22 protein-coding genes are annotated in these 21790 nt (G+C 70.7%); 17 read left to right on the forward strand and 5 right to left on the reverse strand.

Features of this window, described 5'->3' with window-relative positions:
• The gene (locus tag LXT23_RS20710) at positions 1–1452 is read right to left on the reverse strand and encodes an alpha/beta hydrolase (protein WP_253981938.1); all 1452 of its coding nucleotides are present in this window, start codon (positions 1450–1452) and stop codon (positions 1–3) included.
• Between the two features lie 195 nt (positions 1453–1647).
• Between LXT23_RS20710 and LXT23_RS20715 the strand changes: the two genes are divergently transcribed.
• From LXT23_RS20715 to LXT23_RS20730, 4 genes are all read left to right on the forward strand, one after another.
• Positions 1648–2490, forward strand: a complete 843-nt coding sequence (locus tag LXT23_RS20715; protein ID WP_253981939.1) for an LEA type 2 family protein — start codon at positions 1648–1650, stop codon at positions 2488–2490.
• 104 nt (positions 2491–2594) lie between these two features.
• A complete protein-coding gene (gene panD, locus LXT23_RS20720; protein ID WP_253981940.1) occupies positions 2595–2987 on the forward strand; it encodes an aspartate 1-decarboxylase in 393 nt (130 codons plus the stop codon).
• 88 nt (positions 2988–3075) lie between these two features.
• Positions 3076–3522: a hypothetical protein gene (locus tag LXT23_RS20725; RefSeq protein WP_323379062.1), complete on the forward strand. Its 447-nt coding sequence runs from the start codon at positions 3076–3078 to the stop codon at positions 3520–3522.
• Positions 3523–3550: 28 nt separating this feature from the next.
• Complete coding sequence (locus LXT23_RS20730; RefSeq protein WP_253981942.1) at positions 3551–4180, forward strand: EcsC family protein; 630 nt, start codon at positions 3551–3553, stop codon at positions 4178–4180.
• 28 nt (positions 4181–4208) lie between these two features.
• Here LXT23_RS20730 and LXT23_RS20735 read toward each other — a convergent pair whose 3' ends face one another.
• Complete coding sequence (locus LXT23_RS20735) at positions 4209–4946, reverse strand: peptidoglycan-binding protein (RefSeq protein ID WP_253981943.1); 738 nt, start codon at positions 4944–4946, stop codon at positions 4209–4211.
• A 389-nt stretch (positions 4947–5335) separates the two neighbouring features.
• On the opposite strand from LXT23_RS20735, the gene LXT23_RS20740 reads away from it, so the two are divergent.
• Positions 5336–5941, forward strand: coding sequence for a MarR family winged helix-turn-helix transcriptional regulator (locus LXT23_RS20740; protein ID WP_253981944.1), 606 nt, complete (start codon positions 5336–5338; stop codon positions 5939–5941).
• 55 nt (positions 5942–5996) lie between these two features.
• Here LXT23_RS20740 and LXT23_RS20745 read toward each other — a convergent pair whose 3' ends face one another.
• The gene (locus LXT23_RS20745; RefSeq protein ID WP_253981945.1) at positions 5997–7649 is read right to left on the reverse strand and encodes a carboxypeptidase-like regulatory domain-containing protein; all 1653 of its coding nucleotides are present in this window, start codon (positions 7647–7649) and stop codon (positions 5997–5999) included.
• Positions 7650–7792: 143 nt separating this feature from the next.
• Positions 7793–8659, reverse strand: coding sequence for an exonuclease/endonuclease/phosphatase family protein (locus LXT23_RS20750; RefSeq protein WP_253981946.1), 867 nt, complete (start codon positions 8657–8659; stop codon positions 7793–7795).
• Between the two features lie 307 nt (positions 8660–8966).
• On the opposite strand from LXT23_RS20750, the gene LXT23_RS20755 reads away from it, so the two are divergent.
• From LXT23_RS20755 to LXT23_RS20810, 12 genes are all read left to right on the forward strand, one after another.
• Positions 8967–9665 carry a hypothetical protein gene (locus LXT23_RS20755; RefSeq protein ID WP_253981947.1) on the forward strand — a complete coding sequence of 233 codons (699 nt, stop codon included), beginning with the start codon at positions 8967–8969 and terminating at the stop codon, positions 9663–9665.
• A gap of 64 nt (positions 9666–9729) precedes the next feature.
• Positions 9730–10335 (forward strand): hypothetical protein, encoded by a 606-nt coding sequence (locus LXT23_RS20760; protein WP_253981948.1) that lies wholly within the window; start codon positions 9730–9732, stop codon positions 10333–10335.
• A 137-nt stretch (positions 10336–10472) separates the two neighbouring features.
• Entirely contained in the window at positions 10473–11126 is a 654-nt protein-coding gene (locus LXT23_RS20765; protein ID WP_253981949.1) for a hypothetical protein, read from the forward strand.
• 124 nt (positions 11127–11250) lie between these two features.
• Positions 11251–11949, forward strand: coding sequence for a hypothetical protein (locus LXT23_RS20770; RefSeq protein WP_253981950.1), 699 nt, complete (start codon positions 11251–11253; stop codon positions 11947–11949).
• Positions 11950–12201: 252 nt separating this feature from the next.
• On the forward strand, positions 12202–13440 hold the full coding sequence (locus tag LXT23_RS20775; RefSeq protein ID WP_253981951.1) for an Ig-like domain-containing protein: 1239 nt from the start codon (positions 12202–12204) through the stop codon (positions 13438–13440).
• 130 nt (positions 13441–13570) lie between these two features.
• A complete protein-coding gene (locus LXT23_RS20780) occupies positions 13571–15049 on the forward strand; it encodes a PQQ-dependent sugar dehydrogenase (RefSeq protein WP_253981952.1) in 1479 nt (492 codons plus the stop codon).
• Positions 15046–15381: a c-type cytochrome gene (locus LXT23_RS20785; protein WP_253981953.1), complete on the forward strand. Its 336-nt coding sequence runs from the start codon at positions 15046–15048 to the stop codon at positions 15379–15381. The genes LXT23_RS20780 and LXT23_RS20785 overlap by 4 nt, the downstream gene beginning before the upstream one ends.
• A gap of 127 nt (positions 15382–15508) precedes the next feature.
• On the forward strand, positions 15509–15841 hold the full coding sequence (locus LXT23_RS20790; RefSeq protein WP_253981954.1) for a response regulator transcription factor: 333 nt from the start codon (positions 15509–15511) through the stop codon (positions 15839–15841).
• Positions 15825–16850, forward strand: coding sequence for a helix-turn-helix transcriptional regulator (locus tag LXT23_RS50390; protein ID WP_253981955.1), 1026 nt, complete (start codon positions 15825–15827; stop codon positions 16848–16850). The genes LXT23_RS20790 and LXT23_RS50390 overlap by 17 nt, the downstream gene beginning before the upstream one ends.
• A 39-nt stretch (positions 16851–16889) precedes the next feature.
• On the forward strand, positions 16890–19097 hold the full coding sequence (locus LXT23_RS20800) for a MopE-related protein (RefSeq protein ID WP_253981956.1): 2208 nt from the start codon (positions 16890–16892) through the stop codon (positions 19095–19097).
• 93 nt (positions 19098–19190) lie between these two features.
• A complete protein-coding gene (locus LXT23_RS20805) occupies positions 19191–19832 on the forward strand; it encodes a TetR/AcrR family transcriptional regulator (protein ID WP_253981957.1) in 642 nt (213 codons plus the stop codon).
• A 43-nt stretch (positions 19833–19875) separates the two neighbouring features.
• Positions 19876–21066, forward strand: coding sequence for a cytochrome P450 (locus LXT23_RS20810; protein WP_253981958.1), 1191 nt, complete (start codon positions 19876–19878; stop codon positions 21064–21066).
• An 89-nt stretch (positions 21067–21155) separates the two neighbouring features.
• Here LXT23_RS20810 and LXT23_RS20815 read toward each other — a convergent pair whose 3' ends face one another.
• Positions 21156–21743, reverse strand: a complete 588-nt coding sequence (locus tag LXT23_RS20815) for a Crp/Fnr family transcriptional regulator (protein WP_253981959.1) — start codon at positions 21741–21743, stop codon at positions 21156–21158.
• Positions 21744–21790 lie beyond the last annotated feature (47 nt).

The raw sequence follows: 21790 nt of genomic DNA on the forward strand, positions 1-21790 counted from the left end.
TCAGGGCACCGGACCGGCGAAGGAGGTGAAGAAGGGAGGCCGGGTGAGGCTCGGGCCGCACGAGGGCTTCAGGCCCTCCACGCTCCCCTGCTCCAGCAGCTGCTGCATCAGCGAGCGCGCACAGTCCGCGCCCAGGGTGTTGTGGCCCACGCCGGGCACCACCACGTGGAGGCTCTTGCTCAGCGTGCGCTTCGCGTCCTCGGCCCACGCGGGCGGCGTCACCGGATCCAACTCGCCCGACAGCAGCAGCGTGGGCACGTCCGACGCCACCGGCTCGCGGTAGCCCGGGGGCAGCGCGGCGCGGGGCCAGTCCCTGCACACGTCCAGCATCTCCCGGCCCATGTCCGGGCCGAACCAGGTGCCCTTCGCCTCGCGCTCCACCGCCGCGGCGTCGAAGAAGGGCGCGTCCTCCGCGCAGACGACGGCGTAGTGCAGGCCCCGGCTGACGGTGTGCTCCATGGTCTCGGACAGGCCCACGCTGAGCGCGACGAAGGGAGCCCAGTCATCCCGCGTGGCCCTGTCGAGCATCAGCGGCACCAGCGACGCAATCTCCGGGCTGTAGAGGTGGCTGAACAGCTCCGCCAGGAAGGCGCGGCGCGACAGCACCAGCGCCTCCGGCACACCGGTGCGCGGGTGCGGCACGGTGATGCGCGCGGGCGCCGCCTCCAGCTTCGCCAGCAGCGCCTCCGTGCGCGGCCGCAGGTCCGGGTATGCCTTCGCGCACGTCGCATCCTTCGCGCAGTGGGCCAGCAGCGAGTCCAGCGCCGCCTGCCCGTCGCGGGGCGCGTTGAGCGGCAGGTACAGGCTCATGGGCGCCACGCCATCCAGAATCGCGGTGCGCACGCGCTCCGGGTGCTGGCGCATGTACACCAGCGCCGCGCGCGTGCCGTAGGACACGCCCCACAGGTTGATTTTCTCGTAGCCCAGCGCCGCGCGCACCTCGTCCAGGTCATCCATGGCGATGGGCGTGGTGTACTGGCGCACGTCCGCGGCCCAGCCCTCGCGGCACTTGTGCAGCTGCGCCACCGGGCTCGTGTCCGCGAAGCGCTCCGCCAGCCCCGCCTCCAGCGACTGGAACTCACACTCCAGCGGGTTCGAGTCCCCCGTCCCGCGCTGGTCCACCAGGACGATGTCGCGCTTGCGGCGGATGCGCTCCAGCGCCATCAGCACCTGCACGCGCGACGCCGCCTGGCCCGGGCCTCCGGCCAGCAGCACCAGCGGATCCGCCGCGGGCTGGGCGGCCAGGGCCGGCACCACCACCACGCGCAGGGGCAGCTTCCGCCCCGTCTTCGCGGCCCGGTCCTCGAAGACCTCGTAGGTGCCGCATTGGGCCTGGGAGGCCAGGCCCTCCAGCCGGCAGGGCGTGAGCGTCAGCTTCCGCCCGCCCGAGGCCCCCTGCTCCCCCCGCGAGCAGGACGCCAGCGCCAGCGCCGCGAGCCCCAGGGCCAGCATCCGAAAGGGCCTGACCAGCCCCCGGCGGGGACCGGGTGGAACAGAGGGGATGTGTGTCCGGACCCCGGGCAAGGCGCCTCCATCATGGTGCGGGGAGGTCTGCCACATACCACCCGACCGCTGTCACGCGGTACACCTCCCTCTCCGCCGTGTCTTTGAATCCCGCGCCGCCCTGGCACGTCCGGTGATACGCCCATGCCCACGATGAAACGCGCCCTCCTCGTCCTGGCAGCCCTCTCCCTCACCACGCTGAGCGGCTGCGCCGCGCTCCAGAACCTCCTGAAGGGGGCCTTCAAGAAGCCCAGCATCTCCTTCAAGACGGCACGGCTGGCGGACGCGTCCCTGTCCGACGCCACCGTCAACCTCGTGTACGAGGTGAACAACCCCAACGGCTTCGGCCTGGACCTGGCCTCGGTGGACTACTCCTTCTTCGTCGAGGGCAAGCAGGTGGTGGCCGGCAAGCCGAAGAAGGGCCTCAACCTCAAGGCCAACGGCAAGAGCGAGCTCGTCTTCCCCGCCAACGTGAAGTTCGCGGACATCGCCCCCGTGGTGGAGACCTTCCTCAACAAGGACCGCGCCGGCTTCAAGGCCGAGGGCAGCGTGGGCGTCAAGACGCCCATCGGCGTCCTCAACTTCCCCCTGTCCAAGGAGGGCACCTTCGAAGTTCCGAAGATTCCGCAGGTCTCCTTCCAGGCGCCCCGCATCAAGAGCGTCAGCGGCACCAGCGCGACCATCGAGTTCCCGCTGTCCATCAAGAACCGCAACAGCTTCCCCCTGCCCGTGGCCGGCATTCAGGGCGCGCTCAAGGTGGCCGGCGCGGATGTGGGCACCCTGTCCACAGGCAACCTGGGCCTGCTCGACGGCAGCGGCTCCAAGGAAGTCACCCTGCCGCTCACCATCAACCTGCTGAAGGTGGCCGGCGCCGCCATGGCCCTGCGCTCGGGCGGCAAGGCCCAGGTGAGCCTGGACGGCAAGCTGACGTCGGACGCCCAGGCCGTCCCGCTCAACCTCAGCCAACTCCTGAACTTCGCCAAGTGAAGCCTGCTTGCACTCCAGGCGGAGAGGACTGAACCCTGGGGTTGTCCCGGGGCGCCCTTGACGTTACGGTGGGTCGTCCCCCTGGACCCCTGCAGGCATCCGACATGCGCCGCATCCTCTTCAAGTCCAAGATTCATCGCGCGACCGTGACCCAGGCCGACCTGGACTACGAGGGCTCCGTCACCATCGACCGGGACTTGCTGCGCGCCGCCGACATCCTCCCCTACGAGAAGGTGGCGGTTTGGAACGTCACCCGGGGCACCCGCCTGGAGACGTACGCCCTGGAGGGCCCCTCCGGCAGCGGCGTCATCTGCATCAACGGCGCGGCGGCGCACCTCAACCAGCCCGGCGACCTGGTGATTCTGGCCACCTTCGCGGAAGTGGAAGAGGCGGAGCTGGCCGGGTGGAAGCCCACCGTCGTCTTCGTGGACGGCAAGAACCGCATCGTCCCCGGGCTGACGGAAGAGATTCCGGGCCCCCAGCGCCGCTCGGCCTGAAGCCCGCCGCTTTGCCCCACCGGGCGCCTTTTGCCATGCTCCGCCCATCCTTACAGGAGGGGCGGCAGGCCCCGGAGGCGTTCATACGATGAGGCGGATGTGGGCGGGAGCCAGCGCGCTGGCATTGCTGGTGCTCTCGGGGTGTTCGGCCATGGGCTCTTTCCGTCCCAACCCCAACGACGAGGATCCGCTCTATGCGACCATCCCCGTCGTGAAGGCGCCGCAGAAGGACCGCTGCGTGGCGCACGGCCAGTCCGGCGCCCGGTCGTCATGTGACGAGGCCCTGTACCTGGCCACCGAGTACACGCGCCGGCTCTCCGTCGGCGACGAGGTGTGCCTGGAGGGTGGCTACGGCGAGGAGCCCGGCTATGCGTGCAAGGCGCGCGCGGCCGTCATCGACACGTCGCCCAACCAGGTGAAGCTGGAGGTGCGCGGGGCCAAGCCGGACTCGCGCTGGTTCAACGTGGAGATGCGGCACGCCTGGTACGAGGAGGGCGCGCTGGTGGACCTCTACCTGTCCGAGCGGGGTTATTAGAGGGCAGGCGGAAAGGGAGCGTGAACGGATGGGCTTCTACGACAGCGTGGCCGAGCGGCTGGCCTTCATGAAGATGCTGACTCCCGGCGAGCTGAAGAAGCTTGGCTCGGCGCGGCTGTCGGACGTGGTGATGCAGGAGGTGGCGCGCGCCCGGGTGCGGGTGGCCGAGCTGGAGAAGCGCTACCCCCACGCCCAGCCGCGCGAGCTGGCCCAGCGCCTCATCGACGAGAAGAAGAACCTCGCCAGCATGGTGGGCGGGGTGAGCGGCGTCTTCGGCCTCGTGGCCCTGCCCGCGGACCTCGTCTTCATGGCGTACCTGCAAATCATCCTGCTCACGGACGTGGCCACCCTCTACAAGGTGAACCTCAAGACGGAGCGTGCGCGCGGGGAGATGCTGGACTTGTTCGGCTACGCCAACGGCCTGGGCCCGCTGCACCGCGCGGGGCCCAAGGTGCTGGGGAAGCTGGCCGCCATCCTGCTGGAGAAGGGCGGCCTGCACACGGTGGGGCGGGCCATGCCGCTGGTCGCCGCGCCCATCACCGCGTACTTCAACAACCAGCACATCCAGATGGTGGGCGAGCAGGCCGTGCGCTTCTACGAGGGCTTCGACAAGGCGCACGCCAAGGCGAAGGCCCACCGCAAGGCCAGCGGGAGCTGACGCGCGCCTCCTGAGCCCGGGTGCCGCTTCAGGGCCCGGGCACCTGCGCGTAGCCCAGCAGCCGGTCCATGACGCTGAGCTGGTAGCCAAAGCCCCGCACGCGCGGGCCGTGGCCGCCCTCCACCGTGTAGAGCATCCCGTAGGCCACGTGGTGCACCAGCCCGATGTGGTCCTCCGGTTCGTCCTGGTCGCCCTTGGACCAGACGACGAGGTCCCCGGGCTCGGGCGTGTAGTGCTCCCCGGACAGGTGCGCCCAGCCGCGCTGCCCCAGCTCGCCGAAGAGGCGGCGCGCGCTGACGGTGTACGGGAAGGGCGGGCCCGCCGGGTCCTGCCAGAAGCACCAGCTCACGAAGCCGGCGCACCAGGAGCTGCCCTCGGGGGCCAGGTCGCGCAGGTACTTGCGAATCGACGTCGCGGCTTCCTCGCCCGCCCGCAGCTCGCCCAGCGCCATGGACAGCGCATGCCGCCCGCGCGCGCTGCCGCCCAGCTCCGGCAGGGGCATCTGCGTGAAGTCGATGGGTGGCGGCTCCATCAGGAAGGGCCGGGGGTGCGTCAGGCTCCACCACGTGAGGGGCCCCACCCCGCCATCCACCACCAGCGGCTCGCTGTCCGGGCCCAGGTTCTGCGCCTGGAAGGCGCGCACCGCCGAGTGCGTCGCCGCTCCGAAGTCGCCGTCCTGACTCACGACGTAGCCCCGCCGCGTGAGCAGTTGCTGGAGCCGCTGGACCTCGGGCCCCGAATCCCCCAGGCCCAACGTGCGCGCCATGGTGTGCCGCCCCCCGTCACCTCTCGGGAAGGGTAGGGACGCTCCGGCGCGGGACACTCCCGGCGTGGAGGACGGGGGCGGTGCCCGGGCGCCAACGCGGGGCTCCGCCTTGTGGCTGGCCTGCCGGGTCGGCTTGTGACTGCCGGTGAACATCCGATGGGACGGCGGGAAGGCCCCGCGGGGATTTCCAGCGTCCGCCGGGAAGGAGGAAACACGTCGCGGGTTGGGTGATCCGCCGCGACGGTTTCCGGAGAATCGAGATGGCTCCGATATGCCTATTGATGCCGGACGTTGAGTTGCTCAGCCGGGGCGTGTGCCCCCTCGATGACGGGTTGCCAACCTCCCTCGGCCGGAGGGGACACGGCGCCCGAGAGACGGAGGCGATGAAGATGTCCGAGCTCTCGATGGAAGTGCGAGTGCAGGTCGCGCGGTTGAGGAATCTCATCATCGACGTAGCGCGCTGCGGCGCGCTGAACAGCCCCCTGAGCTCGCTGCCCCATACGGAGCTGGACCCGATGGAGGTACAGGCGCTGTGGTGGCTGAAGGCGGAGAGCCTCCTGCCCGTCAACGTGCTCGCCGACAGACTGGGAGGCATTGCGCTGCCCCGTCTCAGCCGGTTGTTGGACCGGCTGGAGGACGCGAAGCTCGTCCAGCGTGAGCGCTCGGTGCGGCATGACCGGCGTCGCGTGAGGGTGCGGCTCACCGAGCAGGGGCGGGCGCTCGCGGAGCAGGCCGACAACGTGGTCCAGGAGCGGATGGCGAAGCTGCTGCTGCCGCTCGCCGGTGAGCAGCGCAGCGCGCTGGTGGACATGTTGGAGGGCTGGGTGGAGGCGATGGGCTGCTGGAACCGCGCGGAGGAGCTGGCCACCGAGGAGGGCACCGAGCCGGAGCCCGAGACGGCCGAGGCCTCCGACGTGTCGGAGCGGCCCAGTGCGCCGCGCCCGAGGCTCACGCGCGCCGAGCCTCCCCCCGTCATCACCGCCAACGCGGCCTGACGTTCGCCTCGGAGTCGTGACATCCACACCGGGCCTCGACACCTGGGGCCCGGTGCTACAGCCGCACCTCCACCACTCCGGAGGTGTGGCATTCCGAGACAGCCTCTCCCATCCAGGGGGCATGGCCCTCCGCCTCGACTTCGACGTGGAGTGAGTCCGCCAGCACGCGGCCCAGCCGCCACCGTCCTTCCGCGTCCGTGCGGCCCCGCGCGGGCGGCAGCGAGCCCAGGACCCCGGTGCTGGTGACATACGCGCCGTACACGGGCGCCCCCGCCGAGGTGACGCGCACCTCGCAGGCCACGCCGCCCTCGTCCATCCGCAAGGTGACGAAGCGCTCCGCGCCATCCGCGCTCACTTCCGCCGAAGTGCTCGCATGGACTTCGTAGGGTGACGTCGCGGCGAGCACGCGGTACGTCCCGGCCTCGAGCAGGGACACGGCCATCCCCCGCTCCTCCTCATGGAAGACCTCGGCGGAGTGCGTGAGCCACCGTCCCTCCGTGCCGCGCCGCTGGAGCACGAACACCGGATACGGCCGCCGAGACCGCTCCTGGAGCAGCGCGCGCGCATGGCCATCCATGCGCAGCACCAGCCACCGGTACACCGGCACGCGCCACGTCACCGCCGCGTCGGACACACCGGCCTTCGGGGAGAACTCGAAGGCCTGCCACTCCGGCGCCAGCGGACGCCCCGAGCCGGAAGGCACCACCTGCACGGTGAACCGAGACGGGCTCCACGAAGGCAGCGCCTCCACCGTGAAGCGTCCTTCCGGCGTCAGCGCCACGTCCTGTCCGTCCGGCCCCACCAGCCGCGCCCCCGGAGGCGCCGTGGCCGAGCCCTCCAGCACCACGCGCCCCCGCAGCGTCACCGTGCTCCCCACCCCGCCCGGGAAGAGTGCATGCACGTCCAGCACCACCGTCTCCACACGCCCCTCGCGCAGCGGCACCTCCACCGGTGCGCCCTCCTGACCGGAAGCGCTCCGGAGCCACAGCCGCACCGCCGGGTCCATCGGCAGCGGGAGCAGCGCGGTGTCCCCATTGGCAGACAGCGGAAGGGGCGTGCCCTCGCTCAGCGCAGCGGCCACGTTGGGAGCCACATGGCGCACCACCGGCAGCAGCTCGCTCGCGCGCTCGGCGCCGCGCGGGTCCACGTCCACGATGCGCTCAACCCGGACGAAGAAGGGCCCGTGCTCCGGCCGCGTACCGGCCAGCCGCACCCGTACTCCCGTGGGCCGGCGCGCTCGCAACACACCGGCGTCCACCACCCTCGACGCAGGAGCATCAGAAGACAGCCGTCCCGCCACCCCACCCGTCGCTGGCACCGCTGCCGTGGGCCGCCGCTCCAGCGCTCCCGCCTCCGGCACCACATCGCCCCACCAGAACGTCCCATCCGGCTCCCAGGCCAGCAGCCGGTAACGTGGCGCCACCGGCACCGGCTCCGGCCCCAGCGTCCCGCCCGAGGCGGACGGCGTCACCGTCGCCGGCCGCCACTCCGCCACATTGGCCAGGTCCTCCAGCCGCGAGGGCCCCGCGCCGCCACCGCCCTCGCGCTTCGCCTCCTCCCACGTGAGCCGGTCCGCCTCGGAGATGAACGCCGCGCCCACGCGGGCCTCACCCTGGAATGGACGTTCCCCTTCCAGCACCGCGCGCAGCCGGAGGCCCCCCGGCGAGGGCCGCACCGCGACCTCGGGCACGCGCGGCACCTCCGACATCGCTGTCTCCACACCGGCAACGGGCAAAGGACGCGCGGGCGAGGAAGGAGCCTCCTCCTCCGGAGCAAGCCCCCACCACAGCGCGAGCCCGACCACCACGAGCGCGGCGCCCCGGATCCACCGGCCTGTGCGGCCCGTGCGGCTCAATCCGTGTCGCTGCTGGAGTACAGGGACAGGTAGACGGGCGCGTGGTCCGCCAGCCGGGTGACGAAGTCAGACATGTTGGCGATGTAGTCCCGGCCCACCGTGGAGAACTCCGTCACGTACGTGTTCTGCATCCAGAAGTGGTCATACGCGCTGACGAAGGCGCCGCTCAGGTTGATGGTGGTGGCCACGTCCAGCCGGCACGACACCGCTGGAGCCAGCCCCGCCAGCTCCGTCCACGACGCTCCGGTGCAGGCCATGTTGTGGTCGCCCAGCAGGATGACGTCCTGGTCCGTGCCGCTGCCGTCCTGCACCGACTTGAACACCGTGTCGATGTTGCGCACCTCCACGTCGCGCTCGGCGGCGGTGCCCCAGATGGCGTGCCAGTTGATGAAGGTGTAGTCCGCGCCCGTGGGCGTGTGGCGCACCTTCACGATTTGCGGCTCGCGCTCGAACTTGTCGCCCGTGTCGCTGTACACCGTGGACGACAGCAGCGACACCGTGTCCGTCCGGTACAGCACCGCGTACATCTCCTTGTACGACGAGCGGCCGATGAGCGGCGTCTGCGCGTAGCTCCACGACACGCCGGACACCTGCGTGAGCGCCTGGGCAATCGCGGGCATCACGCTGGCGTTCATCACCTCCTGCAGGAACACCAGGTCACAGCCGTTGTTCGACGTGCTGTTCGCACCGAACTGGTTCCAGAGCTGCTTCGCGTCATCCAGGTACGTCTGCTCCGCGGACCACCCTTCGTGGCGCAGGTTCCAGCTCACCACCCGCAGGTAGGACGCCGCCTGCGCCAGCGTGGGAACGCAGAGCACCACCAGCAACACCACCGCGCGCGACAAGAAGGACGGCCGTCTCATTCGGGCACCTCGGAGTGGAGGGGCGGCCGAGGGGGACGGCCGCACTCACGCTCCGTCCTAACGGATTCCGGGCCTTACGGGCAATCAACGTTCTTGAAACGTAAGAAACAAGCAAGATCTCAGCACACCCACCCCTGATGAAGACCTCCCGCACCAACGCACCACGCCAGGGCTCCGCCTCGTAAATGCAACTTGATTACTATTAGATCTGAATTGCATATTGCGGGCGCACTCCAGGGTGCTCCGCACACGTCCCCATGACGGGTGCTCTCGCGACCCCTGGCGCCCGGACCGGGAGAGACACGTCATGAGCAGGCTCATCTGGAGCGTGGGAGGCACCGGCCTCCTGCTGTCGGCGCTGGCGACGGCCTGGCTCCACCGCCCCCTCGAGCCACGGGTGGTCGAGGCGCCCATGGCCTCCGCACCTCATGACTTCACGGCGGAGACACCGGACACGCACGCCGCTCCCGCCCCGCCACCCACGACACCGCGGCAGCAGGCACGGGGCGCCTCCATCCCACCGCCCGAGCACCCCGCCTCCCCTCCCGCGGACCTCAGCGGCCTCGACGCGCCGAGGCCGCCTCCAGGGTCCGCGCTGCCTCGCGAGCGTCGCCAGGTCTCCGAACCCCGGCTGCGGCTGGTGAAGGCCCTGCGCGGTGACTACCCGACGCCGGAGGCCCGCCGGGCCGCGGTGCTCGCGGAGCTGGCGGCGTCGGGAGCCAGCGGCGAGCCCTGGACGGAGGACGCTCGCGCCGCGCTGGAGCGCTGGAAGACCCGCGTCGACGAGGACGTGCTGCCCGTGCGCGCCGAGCCTCCCCGCTGCTTCGCCGCCGGCTGCGTGTCGCGCGTCACCTTCCCGGACGCGGCCTCCTTCGACGTGGCCTTCCAGGGCACCGCGGAGCTGAGGCTCGGCACCGCGAGCGCCCACCTCCAGCTTCCGCCCGAGCGCCTCGCCTCGGGCGAGGTCGTCGCCTCGTGGGTCGTCCTCCGCCCGGACGCGCCCTGAGGCCCGCCTCCACACCTGTCGTAGCCGCAGTCCCCCACGAAGTCCCCACCCAGGAGTCAACACCATGAAGCTGGAGAACCTGCTCAAGAAGTCCCTGCTCGCCACCGGCGCGGCCGCCCTGCTCGCCGGCTGCGGCACCCCCGCCGGCGAGTCCACCCCGGAGCCCACCCCCGCCCCCGAGGCCTCCCTGGAGACGCAGGGCGCGCAGCTGCTCGCCGCCTGCGACCCCGTCGAGCTGGAGGAGGTGGTCGAGCACGCCTGCATCCACGCCGAGCTGGGCCCCTTCGAGGCCGTCACCGCCTCTGCCCTGGGCGCGCCGGTGCTCGTGGACGTCAGCGCCCCCCACACGGCGTACAACGTCACCCTGCCCCCCACGAACTACTGCGGCTGGGGTGGCCGGCTCGCCTTCATCCCCGAGGAGTCCGGTGAGCTCGCCTTCCTCGTCTCGCGCCACCGCGGCCTGCGCATCTTCGAGGCCGCCACCGGCACCGAGGTCGCCCGTGAGTGCCGCTACAACGTGCCCTCCACCGTCTGCTCCAGCCTGAAGACCGGCATCCTCGCCGACGTCGAGGGCGGCACCGAGTACCACCTCCAGTTCCTCTCCCTGACGCCGGGCAACGCCCAGTTCAGGCTCGTCGTCGAGGAGGCTGGCCACCACCACGAGGAGTAGACCCCTCCCTCCAGGGGCACGGGCCCGCGGAGGGCCGCCCGCGCCGCGGGCCCGTGCATGCTGTTCAATTTCAATCCACACCGATGCTTATGCATCACAGTTGCATTTAAAGCGAGGCTCCGGTTAGGAAGGGCCTCATGTCTCCATCCCTCCGCGTCCTCGCCGTGGCCGCGTGCGCCCTGGCACTCTCCGCCTGCAGCGGTGACGAGCCCGCTCCCATCGAGCCTCCACCGGAGGACGCGGGCCCCTCGGACCCCTGCGAGCCCAACGGCCACATCCACCGGGAGCCCACGGGCGACTGGTGCCACTGCAACAAGGGCTACCGCGCCACCCTCGAGGGGCTGGCCTGCGAGACGGACCCGGACTACGTCCCCAGCGCCGGCTTCAGCTTCGGCGACAACGGCGAGCACGCCTGCTGGCACGTCACCAACGGCCCCTTCGTCACCGTCAGCGCCTCCACCACCCGCCAGCCCCGCGTGGACGACTTCCACACGTACTACACGGTGAAGCTGCTCCCGGAGGGGGGCCAGTACGTGGGCACCTTCAGCTACAAGGCCTTCGCCACCGGTAACTTCGTCGTCTACCTCGGCAACCCGGACATCCCCATCACCCTGGTGGAGACGGCCATCAACACCCCCGTCACCCCGGCCGGCACCCGCGCCACCGACGACCACTGCTCGGCCCTCAAACACATGGTCGGCTACGAGCTGACGGACCGCGTCCAGTACACGCTCGAGATTGGCCCCACGTCCCTGCCGGAGCTCGGCATGGTCATCGAACACCTGCCCTGAGCCACACCGCTTCGCGCCCGCGAGACCTGGAAATGACCGCGCCGTTATTGCAACTCAATTGCGTTTGATCAATTGATGCGGGCACCGGGCGCGATGAGCCCCGGCTCACGAAAGGAACCCCCAAATGAAGCTGATGAACCGGAACCTCTGCGGTGCGCTGCTGAGTCTTTCGCTGGCCGCGTGCGGCCCCATGGACGAGGCCGAGCTGGAGTCCCTCACGTCGCAGGAGCAGGAGCTGCCGGCGAACTGCACGTCGGTGGACGACACGGCCATGACGGACCACGCGTGCGTCCACTACAACAACGGCGCCAGCAACCTGAACAGGACGGCCAGCGCCACGCGCGTCACCACCGCGCCGTCCGTGAGCACGAAGCACATGCACTACACCATCACCCTGCCGGCGGGCGCGGAGGGCTCGGTGACGTACGTCCCCACGGCCACCGTCGCGGGTGACACCACGGAGTCCGTGTCCTTCTATCTGTCGCCCTCGGCGACCTTCACGCTGCTCACCTCCGGCGGCACCACCGTGACGCCCGGCATCAACGAGACGATTACGTCCAGCTGCGGGCTGTCGAAGGTCGTCACCTACGACCTGACGGTGGGCAGCACGTACATCCTGGCCATGGGGCCCGTCGCCGGGAACCAGGTCCGCCTGGTGCCGGAGTACCTGGATGACAACCGCGTCCGCTGGTACCGCGATGCGGACGGCGACACGTATGGCACCAGCACCAACTCCGTCCTCACCGCCTGCGAGCCGCAGTCCGGCTACGTCGACCGGCGCTTCGACTGCAACGACAACGACCCGAACATCTTCAACTGCTAGCAGCCTGCTCAGCAGCGTGTCCGCCGGGGCCGGACTGCTCGGCCTCGGCGCTGCCTCCTGACGGGCGCCTGGCTCCTGGGGACCGGGTCCGCTCTTCGGGAGTCACGCATGGCCCGGGTTGCAGCCGGGTCGGGACTCCCTGACAGGACCTGTCCCGGGTGGGCCAGCGGGCCCGCCCGCCGGAGCGCCTTCCCACGCGAGGGCGCTCCGGCACCGCTGTTTCCATGACTCATCCTGGAGGAAGTACCAACGATGCGCCTCGTCCATGCCACCGCCCTGCTCGCCACCTGCGCCATCCTCGCCCTGACTGGCTGCAACGATGACTCGCCTGACACCCCGGACGCGGGCACGCAGCCGGACGCGGGAGACACGGCGCCCCCCACCGTGACGGGCACCACCCCCGCGGCAGACGAAGCCCACGTGGCCGCCACCGCCGCCATCACCGTGCGCTTCAGCGAGCCCATGAAGTCCGGCGCCGGCACCGTGCGCGTGGCGGTGGACGGCGCGTCGCGGGCGCTGGGCTCGGGCACGTGGCAGGCGAACGCCTTCACCGTGCAGCCGGTGGAAGCGCTGCCTCCGGGCGCGCGCGTCCAGGTCACGGTGGAGACGGACTTCGAGGACGCGGCCGGCAACCGGCTGGCGTCACCGCTCACCTTCCACTTCAACGTGCATGGGACGGCGGCGCCCCGGCCTCACGTCACCGCGTCCACCCCCGCCGAGGGCGCCACCAGCGTGCTGCCCGTGGAGCTGTACAAGGAGGGCGAGCAGAGCCTGGCCCTGCGCAAGGTCGTCACGCTCACCTTCAGCGAGCCCATGGACCCCACCGCGGCGCAGGTGACGCTGACGGACGTCACCACCCCGGCCAATGCGCCGCGCGCGCTGACGGGCACCTGGTCCCAGGACAGCCTCACGCTGACGGTGGCCATCCCCCGGCCGGAGTCGGACCTGCCGCCGCTGGAGCAGGAGAACCGGTACTCGCTGGACGTGACGGGACTGAAGAGCGCCACGGGCCAGCCGGTGAGCACGACGCACGCGGGGCTGGGCGACGGGAAGCTGGACTTCACCACCGGCCGGCGCAGCGCCGACGTCGAGCACGCCTGCACCCACGCGCTGGTCAACCCGACGGTGGACGTCACCGCGGGCAGCGCGCCGACGGGCTCCATGCCCGCCACGGACTCGGGTCACGCCTACTACCGCCTGACGCTGCCGGCGAATGGCGCGTCCTTCCAGGGCTACACGGAGGTGGTGACGTTCCCCGACGAGGACCAGACGGTGGCGCTGTACCTGAACCAGTCCGTCGACGTAGCGGTGCACGACACGACGGAGGGGGAGGAGCTGCTCGCCTCTACGCGGGAGCCCGCCGCGCCCGTCTGCCTCCCCGCGATTACGCACGTCGTGAAGTTCCCTGCCCCCGCCGGAGACCGCTTCCTGCGCCTCACCTTCGGGCCGACGCCGCATCAAGTCCTCACCTTCGTCTTCGAGCGGTACTGAGCGCGCGGACCGGCTCCACCCACGAATGACGGCCCGCGGACAGTTCGCTCCGTGAGGCCGTCGCGGGAGCAACCACCGTCGTAGCGTCGGGGCGTCTCACCCCTCTTCCACCCGAGACCTCTCCCCGCGTATGCGACTCCTGCCCTTCGCAAGACCGCTCCTGGCGGCGTGCGCGCTGCTGTTCCTTCCTGGCTGCTTCCGCCTCTTCGCGGGCGGAGGTGGCGGCTCGACGGACTTCAAACCGCCCCGGCGCGTGGACCCGGCGGACGTGGCGCTGCCGGAGGGCTACCGCATCGAGGTCGTCGCCACCGGCCTCACCTACCCCACCGGCGTGGCCTTCGACGAGGACGGCACCCCCTACGTCACCGAGTCCGGCTATAGCTACGGCGAGGACTTCGCCCAGTCCCGCCTCGTGCGTGTCGGCCCTGACGGCACCCTCACCGAGGTGGCCAGGGGCGAGCACCCGCCATGGACGGGCGTCACATACCACCAGGGCGCCTTCTACGTGGCCGAGGGCGGCGTCCAGGGCGGAGGCCGCATCGTCCGCATCACCCCGGGCGGGAAGACGACCCCGCTCGTCGCGAACCTGCCCAGCCTGGGAGACCACCACACCAACGGCCCCGCGGTGGGGCCGGACGGCGCGCTCTACTTCAGCGTCGGCACGGCGACGAACTCGGGCGTGGTGGGCCCGGACAACGCGAGCATGGGCTGGCTGAAGCGCAACCCGGCCTTCCATGACCTGCCCTGCCGCGACATCACCCTCGCTGGCGTCAACTACCCCAGCGACAACCCGCTCGCCCCCAATACGGCCAGGGTGAGCACGGGGGCCTTCGTCCCCTTCGGCACGGAGACGCAGCCGGGCCAGGTCATCAAGGGCACCATGCCGTGTACCGGCGCCGTGTACCGCCTCGTCCCGGACTCCACCGCGCCGGAGCTCGTGGCCTGGGGGTTCCGCAATCCCTTCGGCCTGGCCTTCGCGCCCAACGGCCGCCTGTACGTGACGGAGAACGGGCACGACGTGCGCGGCAGCCGGCCGCTCTTCGGCGTCGCGGACTACCTGTGGGAGGTGCAGCAGGGCGCGTGGTACGGCTTCCCGGACTTCGCGGGTGGCAAGCCGGTGGACCAGGAGTGGTTCAAGGTCCCCGGAGGCGACGTGCCCAAGCGCGTCCTCCAGGAGCCGCCGGGCACCCCGCCGCAGCCGGTGGCCCTGTTCGGCGTGCACTCGTCCTCCAACCGCCTGGACTTCTCGCGCAGCGCGGAGTTCGGCCACGTGGGCGAGGCCTTCGTCGCCCAGTTCGGCGACCAGTCCCCGGACACGGGCGAGACGATGGCGCCCGTGGGCTACAAGGTCGTCCGGGTGGACGTGTCCAACGGCATCATCGAGGACTTCGCCGCCAACAAGAGCAAGGGCAGCGGCGGTCCGGCGACGAAGCTGGGCAAGGCGGGCCTGGAGCGCCCCGTCGACGCCCGCTTCGACCCGAGCGGCAAGGCGCTCTACATCGTGGACTACGGCGTCATGCTGGTGAAGGCGAAGGGCGTCTACATCCCCTTCGAGAAGACCGGGGTGCTGTGGCGCATCACCCGCACCGCGCCCGAGGTGAAGCCATGAGGACCGCCGCGCTCGTCGTGCTGTCCCTCGCCGCCCTGGCGGCCTGTGGCCCCTCGCGCCGGGGGCCCGCCTTCGGCACCCCTCGGGAGTTCACCGCGAAGGAGCAGGAGGGCCGCGTCCTCTTCATGCGCCACTGCAACCAGTGCCACCCGGGCGGCTCGGGAGGCCTGGGGCCGAGCATCAACAACAAGCCCCTGCCGTCCTTCGCCATGCGCACGCAGATACGCCAGGGCGTCGGCTCCATGCCCGCCTTCACCGACGAGATGCTCGCCGACGCCGAGGTGGACGCCATCCTCGCGTACCTGAACGAGCTGCAGGAGGAGAAGGACTAGGCACGTCGCGGGCCTGTCCAGGCATGCCACGGGCGATTGACTTGGGGCTTCACTCCGAGTGACCTAGCGTACGCGCGCTGTGGGGGCGCGGGCTCGAATCCCGAGCGGGTCTTCAGGGGGATGACACATGGGTCGATCGCGGATGTCGAAGGACCTCGAACAGCTGGAGCAGCATGGGCCGCCGCGGCTGTCCGTCGACTCCCTGGAGCTGGAGGGTGAGCAGTTCGCGGTGTTCGCCTGGGACGTCGACCGTCCGCGTGGGGCCGACCTCACGCAGTCCGAGCGCCACGTCCTCGAGCTGCTCGTGTCCGGCGCCTCCAACGCCGACATCGCGCGTGCTCGGCGAGCCTCGGTGCGCACGGTGGCGAACCAGGTCGCGAGCGTGCTGCGCAAGCTCGGCGCCGCCTCGCGCTATGAGTTGATCCAGCGCTTCGGAACGACGCGTGGCCGCGCGCACTGACCCCATCCGCGTCGTCGAGGCGGCGTACACGTGGGAGCCGGATGAGCGCCGCTGGCTCGACGGGCTCGTCGCCGCGGCCTCCCGCTTCGACGTGGGCGGCGGCACCATCGCCTTGACGGTCGAAGCAGGCGCGGCCACGCGCGTCACCGCGCTCGCGAGCATGAAGGCAGCCGAAGAGCACGCGCGTGCGGTCCGTGCCGTCACCGAGAGCCTCCCGCTGGCGCTCGCGCACCGGGTCCTCGCGCCCACCGAGTTCGTCGGCAACTCGGAATACCGGATGACGCGGCTCGCACGCGGCACAGAAGGGCGGGAGCGCACCCTCATTCGTGAATGCGACCGCGCGCTCCCAGCCATGTGGGCGCTGGTCAGCGGCGAACCGACGCGGCGCTCGCTGATGTTGTGCTTCCCGCGTCGAACACAAGAGAGCGGAGCCAGCCACGAGCCGTTCCCACACCGTGATGGCCGGTCGCTCGGGCTGATTGGAGCGCACCTGGGCGCGGCGCTGCGCTTGCGCACGGCGCTGGCCCCGTGCGCCGACGACCCGGAGACCGAAGCCGTCCTCCGGAGCGACGGCAAGCTCCTTCATGCCACCGGCGACGCGTGCACGAGCCGGGCGCGCGAGTCACTGGTCGATGCGGTGCTGGCTTCCGAGCGAGCGCGCGGGCGGATGCGTCGCGAGGCCCCCGACGACGCGCTGCGCGCATGGACGGCGCTGGTCCGGGGACGCTGGACCATCATCGACTCGACGGAGCGCGATGGACGCCGCTATCTGCTCGCCAGACGCAACCCGCTGCATCACGGCAACAGCATCCTCGAGCTGACCCCCGACGAGCGCGACGTCGCGTGGCTCGCCGCGCTGGGCCATTCGTTCAAGTACATCGCCTACGAGCTTGGAATCCCGCTCTCGACGGCCGCGAGCAGGCTGCGCCGTGCGATGCGCAAGCTGGGGGTGAGGTCACGCAAGGAGCTGCTGAAGAAGCTCGGGACCGCGCCTCCCGGACAAAAATGACCATGGAGGGCGGTGAGCGGCCTCGGTAGTGATTCGAGGATGAACGCCTCCACCTTCCGGCTCATCGTCCTCGTCGCCGCGGCGCTCATGCTCCCGGCCTGCAAGGACTGGATCGACATCAACGACCAGGACCGCGACAAGATCCTCGCCCAACTCGACAAGAGCACGAACGAGCTGTCCGGCAGCGTCAACGGCCTCTCCGAGACGTTCGCCCGCGAGCGCGGCAAGCTCTCCCAGGAGCTGCAGCAGACCCTCGCCCTCTCCATCGCGAACCTGAACGAGCTTGTCGCCCAGCTCGACCGCAGCGCCGACAAGATGCGCGTCAGCGTCACCAACTTCCAGCAGGACACGGGGTCCAACCTGCAGGGCAGCATCACCCGCCTCCAGGGAACGATTGCCACGCTCCAGAACAACCTGACCGCCGACGGCGCGGCGACGATTCTCCTCACGACGAAGCAGCTCGAGGAGCAACGCGAGCAGCTCCTCAAGCAGACCCACGCGACCGTGCAGTCGGTGATACGCCCGACGCTGGAGCGCCTCAGCCGCGTGGGGGATGACCTCGTCGGCAAGGTGACGCTCACGGTCAACGTCGTCATCGTGCGCGTGGTCACCGGCCTCCTCGCCGCCATCGCGCTCATCGGCGCGGTGCTGGCGTTCCTCAAGCTGGAGGCGTCGGCGCGGCGCTGGCCCGCGGTGGCCTTCACGACGGTGATTGTCGCCGGGTCAGGCCTCTCGGCGACCGTGCTCGCGGAGCCGATCGCGCTCATCGGCGCGCCGAACCACCAGATTCCGACCGGCACGGCCGTCTGCGCGAACATGACCCAGGCCAGCCTCCGCTTCCGCGAGGCCGCCCCATCGGGCCGCCGCGGCAAACCAGCGAACCTCCCCGACGCCGACGAGCGCGCCTTCAAGCTCAAGGACCTCTCGGTGGAGTGCGAGATCTTCGCGCCAACCGGTGCCCTGGGCCAGCAGGCCAAGGACGCCTTTGTCGTGGCGAGCCTCTACTTCGACGACCGCATCCCCTGCGTGACCGACGCCGACTGCCTGGCGGGCGCGGCCGACCTCCGCTGCGACCCGGTCTCGAACGTGTGCGTCCTGTCGCCCACGATCTGCAAAGGCCCCGCCGAGTGCCCGGCGGGGAACCAGTGCGTCTCACACCGCTGCGTGCCCATCACCGGGCCCACGGCGGCCTGCACCACGCCGCACGACTGTCGCCCCGAGCAGTCCTGCGACCGCGCCACGGGTAGGTGCCTCGTCACCGCGGACGTCCCGCCCACGTCCTGCGACGTCGACCCCAAGCAGCTCGGACCGTGCAGCCGCGGCGTCCTCGGCTCGAAGGACCGCTGGGTGGTCTGCAAGCAGACCGTCGAGCGCCAGCTCGAGGCCTGCAACGGCATCGATGACGACTGCGACGGCACGCCCGACCAGGGCCTCGCGAGCGCCGAGCCCTGCATCGCCGAGGGCCAGGTCGGCTACTGCCGCGACGGCGTGAAGACCTGCGCCGGCGCCGCCGGGTGGCAGTGCCAGCCGCGCTCACGCCGGGACGAGGTCGCCCAGGGGTGCAACAACGTGGACGATGACTGCGACGGCACGGTGGACAACGGCGTCACCCTCGGTGGCAGCTGCTCGGCCGGTGTCGGCGACTGCGCGAGACGCGCGACCCAGCAGTGCGTCAATGGCGCCACGCTCTGCGTGCCCGGCCAACCCCTCACCGAGGTCTGCGGCAACGGCGCCGACGATGACTGCGACGGCGCGACCGACGGCGCCGACAGCAACCTGGCCGGCATCCCCGAGAGCTGCAACGGGGTCGATGACAACTGCAACGGCGCCGTCGACGACGGAATCTTCTGCCGCCCGGTGAAGCTCGTCATGAGTGATGTCGACGACGAGACCTACCTCTGGTTCGGTGACTCGACCGACAAGAACAACGCCATCTGTGGCGTCAGGCGGAGCGGTAACAGCAACGGCGCCGGTGAGTGCGACCTCGTCGCCAGCCTGCAGCAGAGGGGAATCGGCGTCGGCAAGCACCGCTTCACCATCATGACCGTGAACAGCGGATGCTTTGGCACGAGCTCGCACGCCCAGGTCGTCACCGACGTGGAGACCGAGACTGTCCACAGACAGGGCCGCGTCACCGCGCACTGCGGCTGGGTGGAGAAGGACCAGTTCGAGGTGGACTTCACGACGGGCGAGGTGTTCCCGGTACAGAACTGGGGGTGCGTCAACGACGGCAACTGCCGCCCGTGAGCGCGGGCGGTTCGAGGGACACCCTCTGTCGGGCAGCCAGCACATGGTTTCGAGACGATTGCGTTCCGTAACCCGGGCCCCTAGCTTGGAGTTATGGAACGACGTCGTCTCGTATCTCGGCGCCCCCGCCGTGCCGCCGCGGAAGCCCCGGAGGCGGACGAGGTCCGCCGCCCCGGCCGGCCGAGGAGCGAGGAGGCGCACGGCGCCATCCTGGACGCCGCCATCTCCCTCATCCGCGAGGTGGGCTACGACGCGCTGACGATGGACGCCATCGCCACGCGCGCGAGCGTGGGCAAGGCAACGGTGTACCGCCGCTGGTCGTCGAAGGAGACACTGGTAGCGGAGTCCCTGGAGCGCCTCATGCGCGCCCTCCTCGTCCCGGACACGGGGACCACCGGCGGCGACCTGAACGCGATGATGCGCGACGCACGGGGCATGTACAAAGACCCGGCCACCCGGGCGCTCCTGTCCGGGCTCGTCGCGGCCATGGCCCACAGCGAGCGCATCGCCCAGGTGGTCCGCGGCGGCTTCATCGCCGCGCGGCGCGAGGCCTTGAGACAGGTGCTGAACCGGGGCGTGGAGCGCGGCGAGCTGCGCAAGGGGCTGGACCTGGACCTGGCGCTGGACCTGCTGGGCGGCCCGCTCTTCTACCGCTTCCTCATCACCGGAGGCCCCGTCGACGAGCGGCTCACGCGCGGCGTCGTGGAGACCGTGCTTCGGGGGTTCGCCCCGTAGGACTGAAGCTGTTCAACGCGAGCCATGGAGGCTGTGAGCCCAGATGGACTTCCTCTCTGACGACATGCGGCGGGACCCGTACCCCTTCTACGCCCAGGCGCGGGAGCACTTCCCCGTGCTGCACGAGCCCGGCGCGGACCTGTGGCTGCTGTTCGACTACGACAGCGTGAAGCGCGCCCTCAACGACCACGAGGCCTTCAGCAACATCGTGGAGACGTCCTCGGGCCAGACGCCGGACTGGCTCGTCTTCTCGGACCCGCCGCGCCACTCGAAGCTGCGCGCCATCGTGATGCGGGCCTTCACGCCGAAGTCCATCGCCAGCCTGGAGCCGCGCGTCCGTGAGCTGTCGCACGAGCTGCTGGCCCCGGCGCTGGAGCGCGGTGAGCTGGACCTGGTGGCGGACTTCGCGGCCCCGCTCCCCGTCATGGTGATTGCGGAGATGATTGGCATTCCCATCGCGGACCGGCGGCGCTTCCTCGCGTGGTCCGACGTCATCATGCTGCTGAGCTACACCCTCTCGGGTGGCGACGCGGCGGCGCGGGCGGTGGAGCAGCACGCCCGGGTGAAGGAGGAGATGCGCCTCTACCTCCGGGAGCTCGCCGCCGAGCGCCGGAAGGCCCCGAAGGATGACCTCCTGACGCGGCTGGTGGAGGCGGAGGTGGACGGCGAGCGGCTGACGGAGGACGAGCTGCTGGGCTTCTTCCAGCTCCTGCTGTCCGCCGGCACGGAGACGACGACCAACCTCATCAGCAATGCCATCCTCTCCTTCCTGGAGCACCCGGAGCAGCTCGCGCGGCTGAGGGCAGAGCCCGGGCTGCTGCCCTCGGCCATCGAGGAGGTGCTCCGCTACCGCACGCCGGTGCAGCTGGCGTTCCGCAAGACGAAGCGGGACGTGGAGCTGAACGGACAGCAGGTGCCCGAAGGAAAGCTGGTGCTGCCGCTGCTGGGCTCGGCGAACCGGGACGCCACGAAGTTCAGGGACGCGGAGTCCTTCGACATCACCCGGGACCCCAACCCGCACATCGCCTTCGGCCACGGCATCCACTTCTGCCTGGGGGCGTCGCTCTCCCGGCTGGAGGGCCGCGTCGCCCTCACGCACCTCCTGGAGACGCTGAAGGACTTCCGGCGGACCAGCGACGCGCCCTGGGTGCCGCGCAAGGCGCTCCACGTGCTGGGACCCGCGAGCCTGCCCCTGCGCTTCGAGCCCGTCCGGCGGGCTGCCGCGGGCGCATAGCGAGCGGCGCCAGCCTCCAGCAAGGCGTGGGCGCTCTGCCCGCTTGCGGCGGCGAACCCTCCTGCCACGCCTGGACCGGCGAGGCATGCTCACTCCGCCCGCTTGCGGCGGCGCGACATGATGCGGCTCAGCGCCACCTCGGTGATGCCCAGGTAGGCCGCCACGTCGCGCTGGGGCACGCGCCCCTTAAGGTGCGGGTGCTCATCCCAGAACCGGTCCAGGCGCTCCTCGGCGGACAGGTCGAGGAACTCCTGCTCGCGGCGCTCCTTGAGGATGAAGTGCCGCTCCGCCACCCGGCGCGCCAGCCGCTCCCAGCACACATGGCCCTGCTCGAGCGCCTGGAGGTCGCGGGCCTGGAACACCAGCACGCGGCTCGGCTCGAGCGCTTCGATGGAGGTCATCGACGGCAGGCGCTGCAGCATCTCCGCGTAGGCGCCAATCAGCTCGTGCTCGGCGCGGAAGGCCTTGATGGACTCTCCGCCGCGCGCCGACACGCGCACGGCGCGGAACACGCCCTGGAGCACCACGGCGACGCGGTCCGGCGGGTCTCCCGGCCGCAGGAACAGCTCCCGCTTCGCGAGCGCCTGCTCCCTCGCCACCGCCTCGGCCTTCTCCCACTCCTCGGGAGGGATGGGGGCCACGGTGCAGAGGTGCTCGAAGAACTTCGGGAAGCGCATGGGGGTAGGGGCCTCGGGGTTGACCCAGGTTAAGGCGGCGGCCGTGC

The sequence above is a fragment of the Pyxidicoccus xibeiensis genome (assembly GCF_024198175.1).
In the GTDB taxonomy this organism is placed as follows: domain Bacteria; phylum Myxococcota; class Myxococcia; order Myxococcales; family Myxococcaceae; genus Myxococcus; species Myxococcus xibeiensis.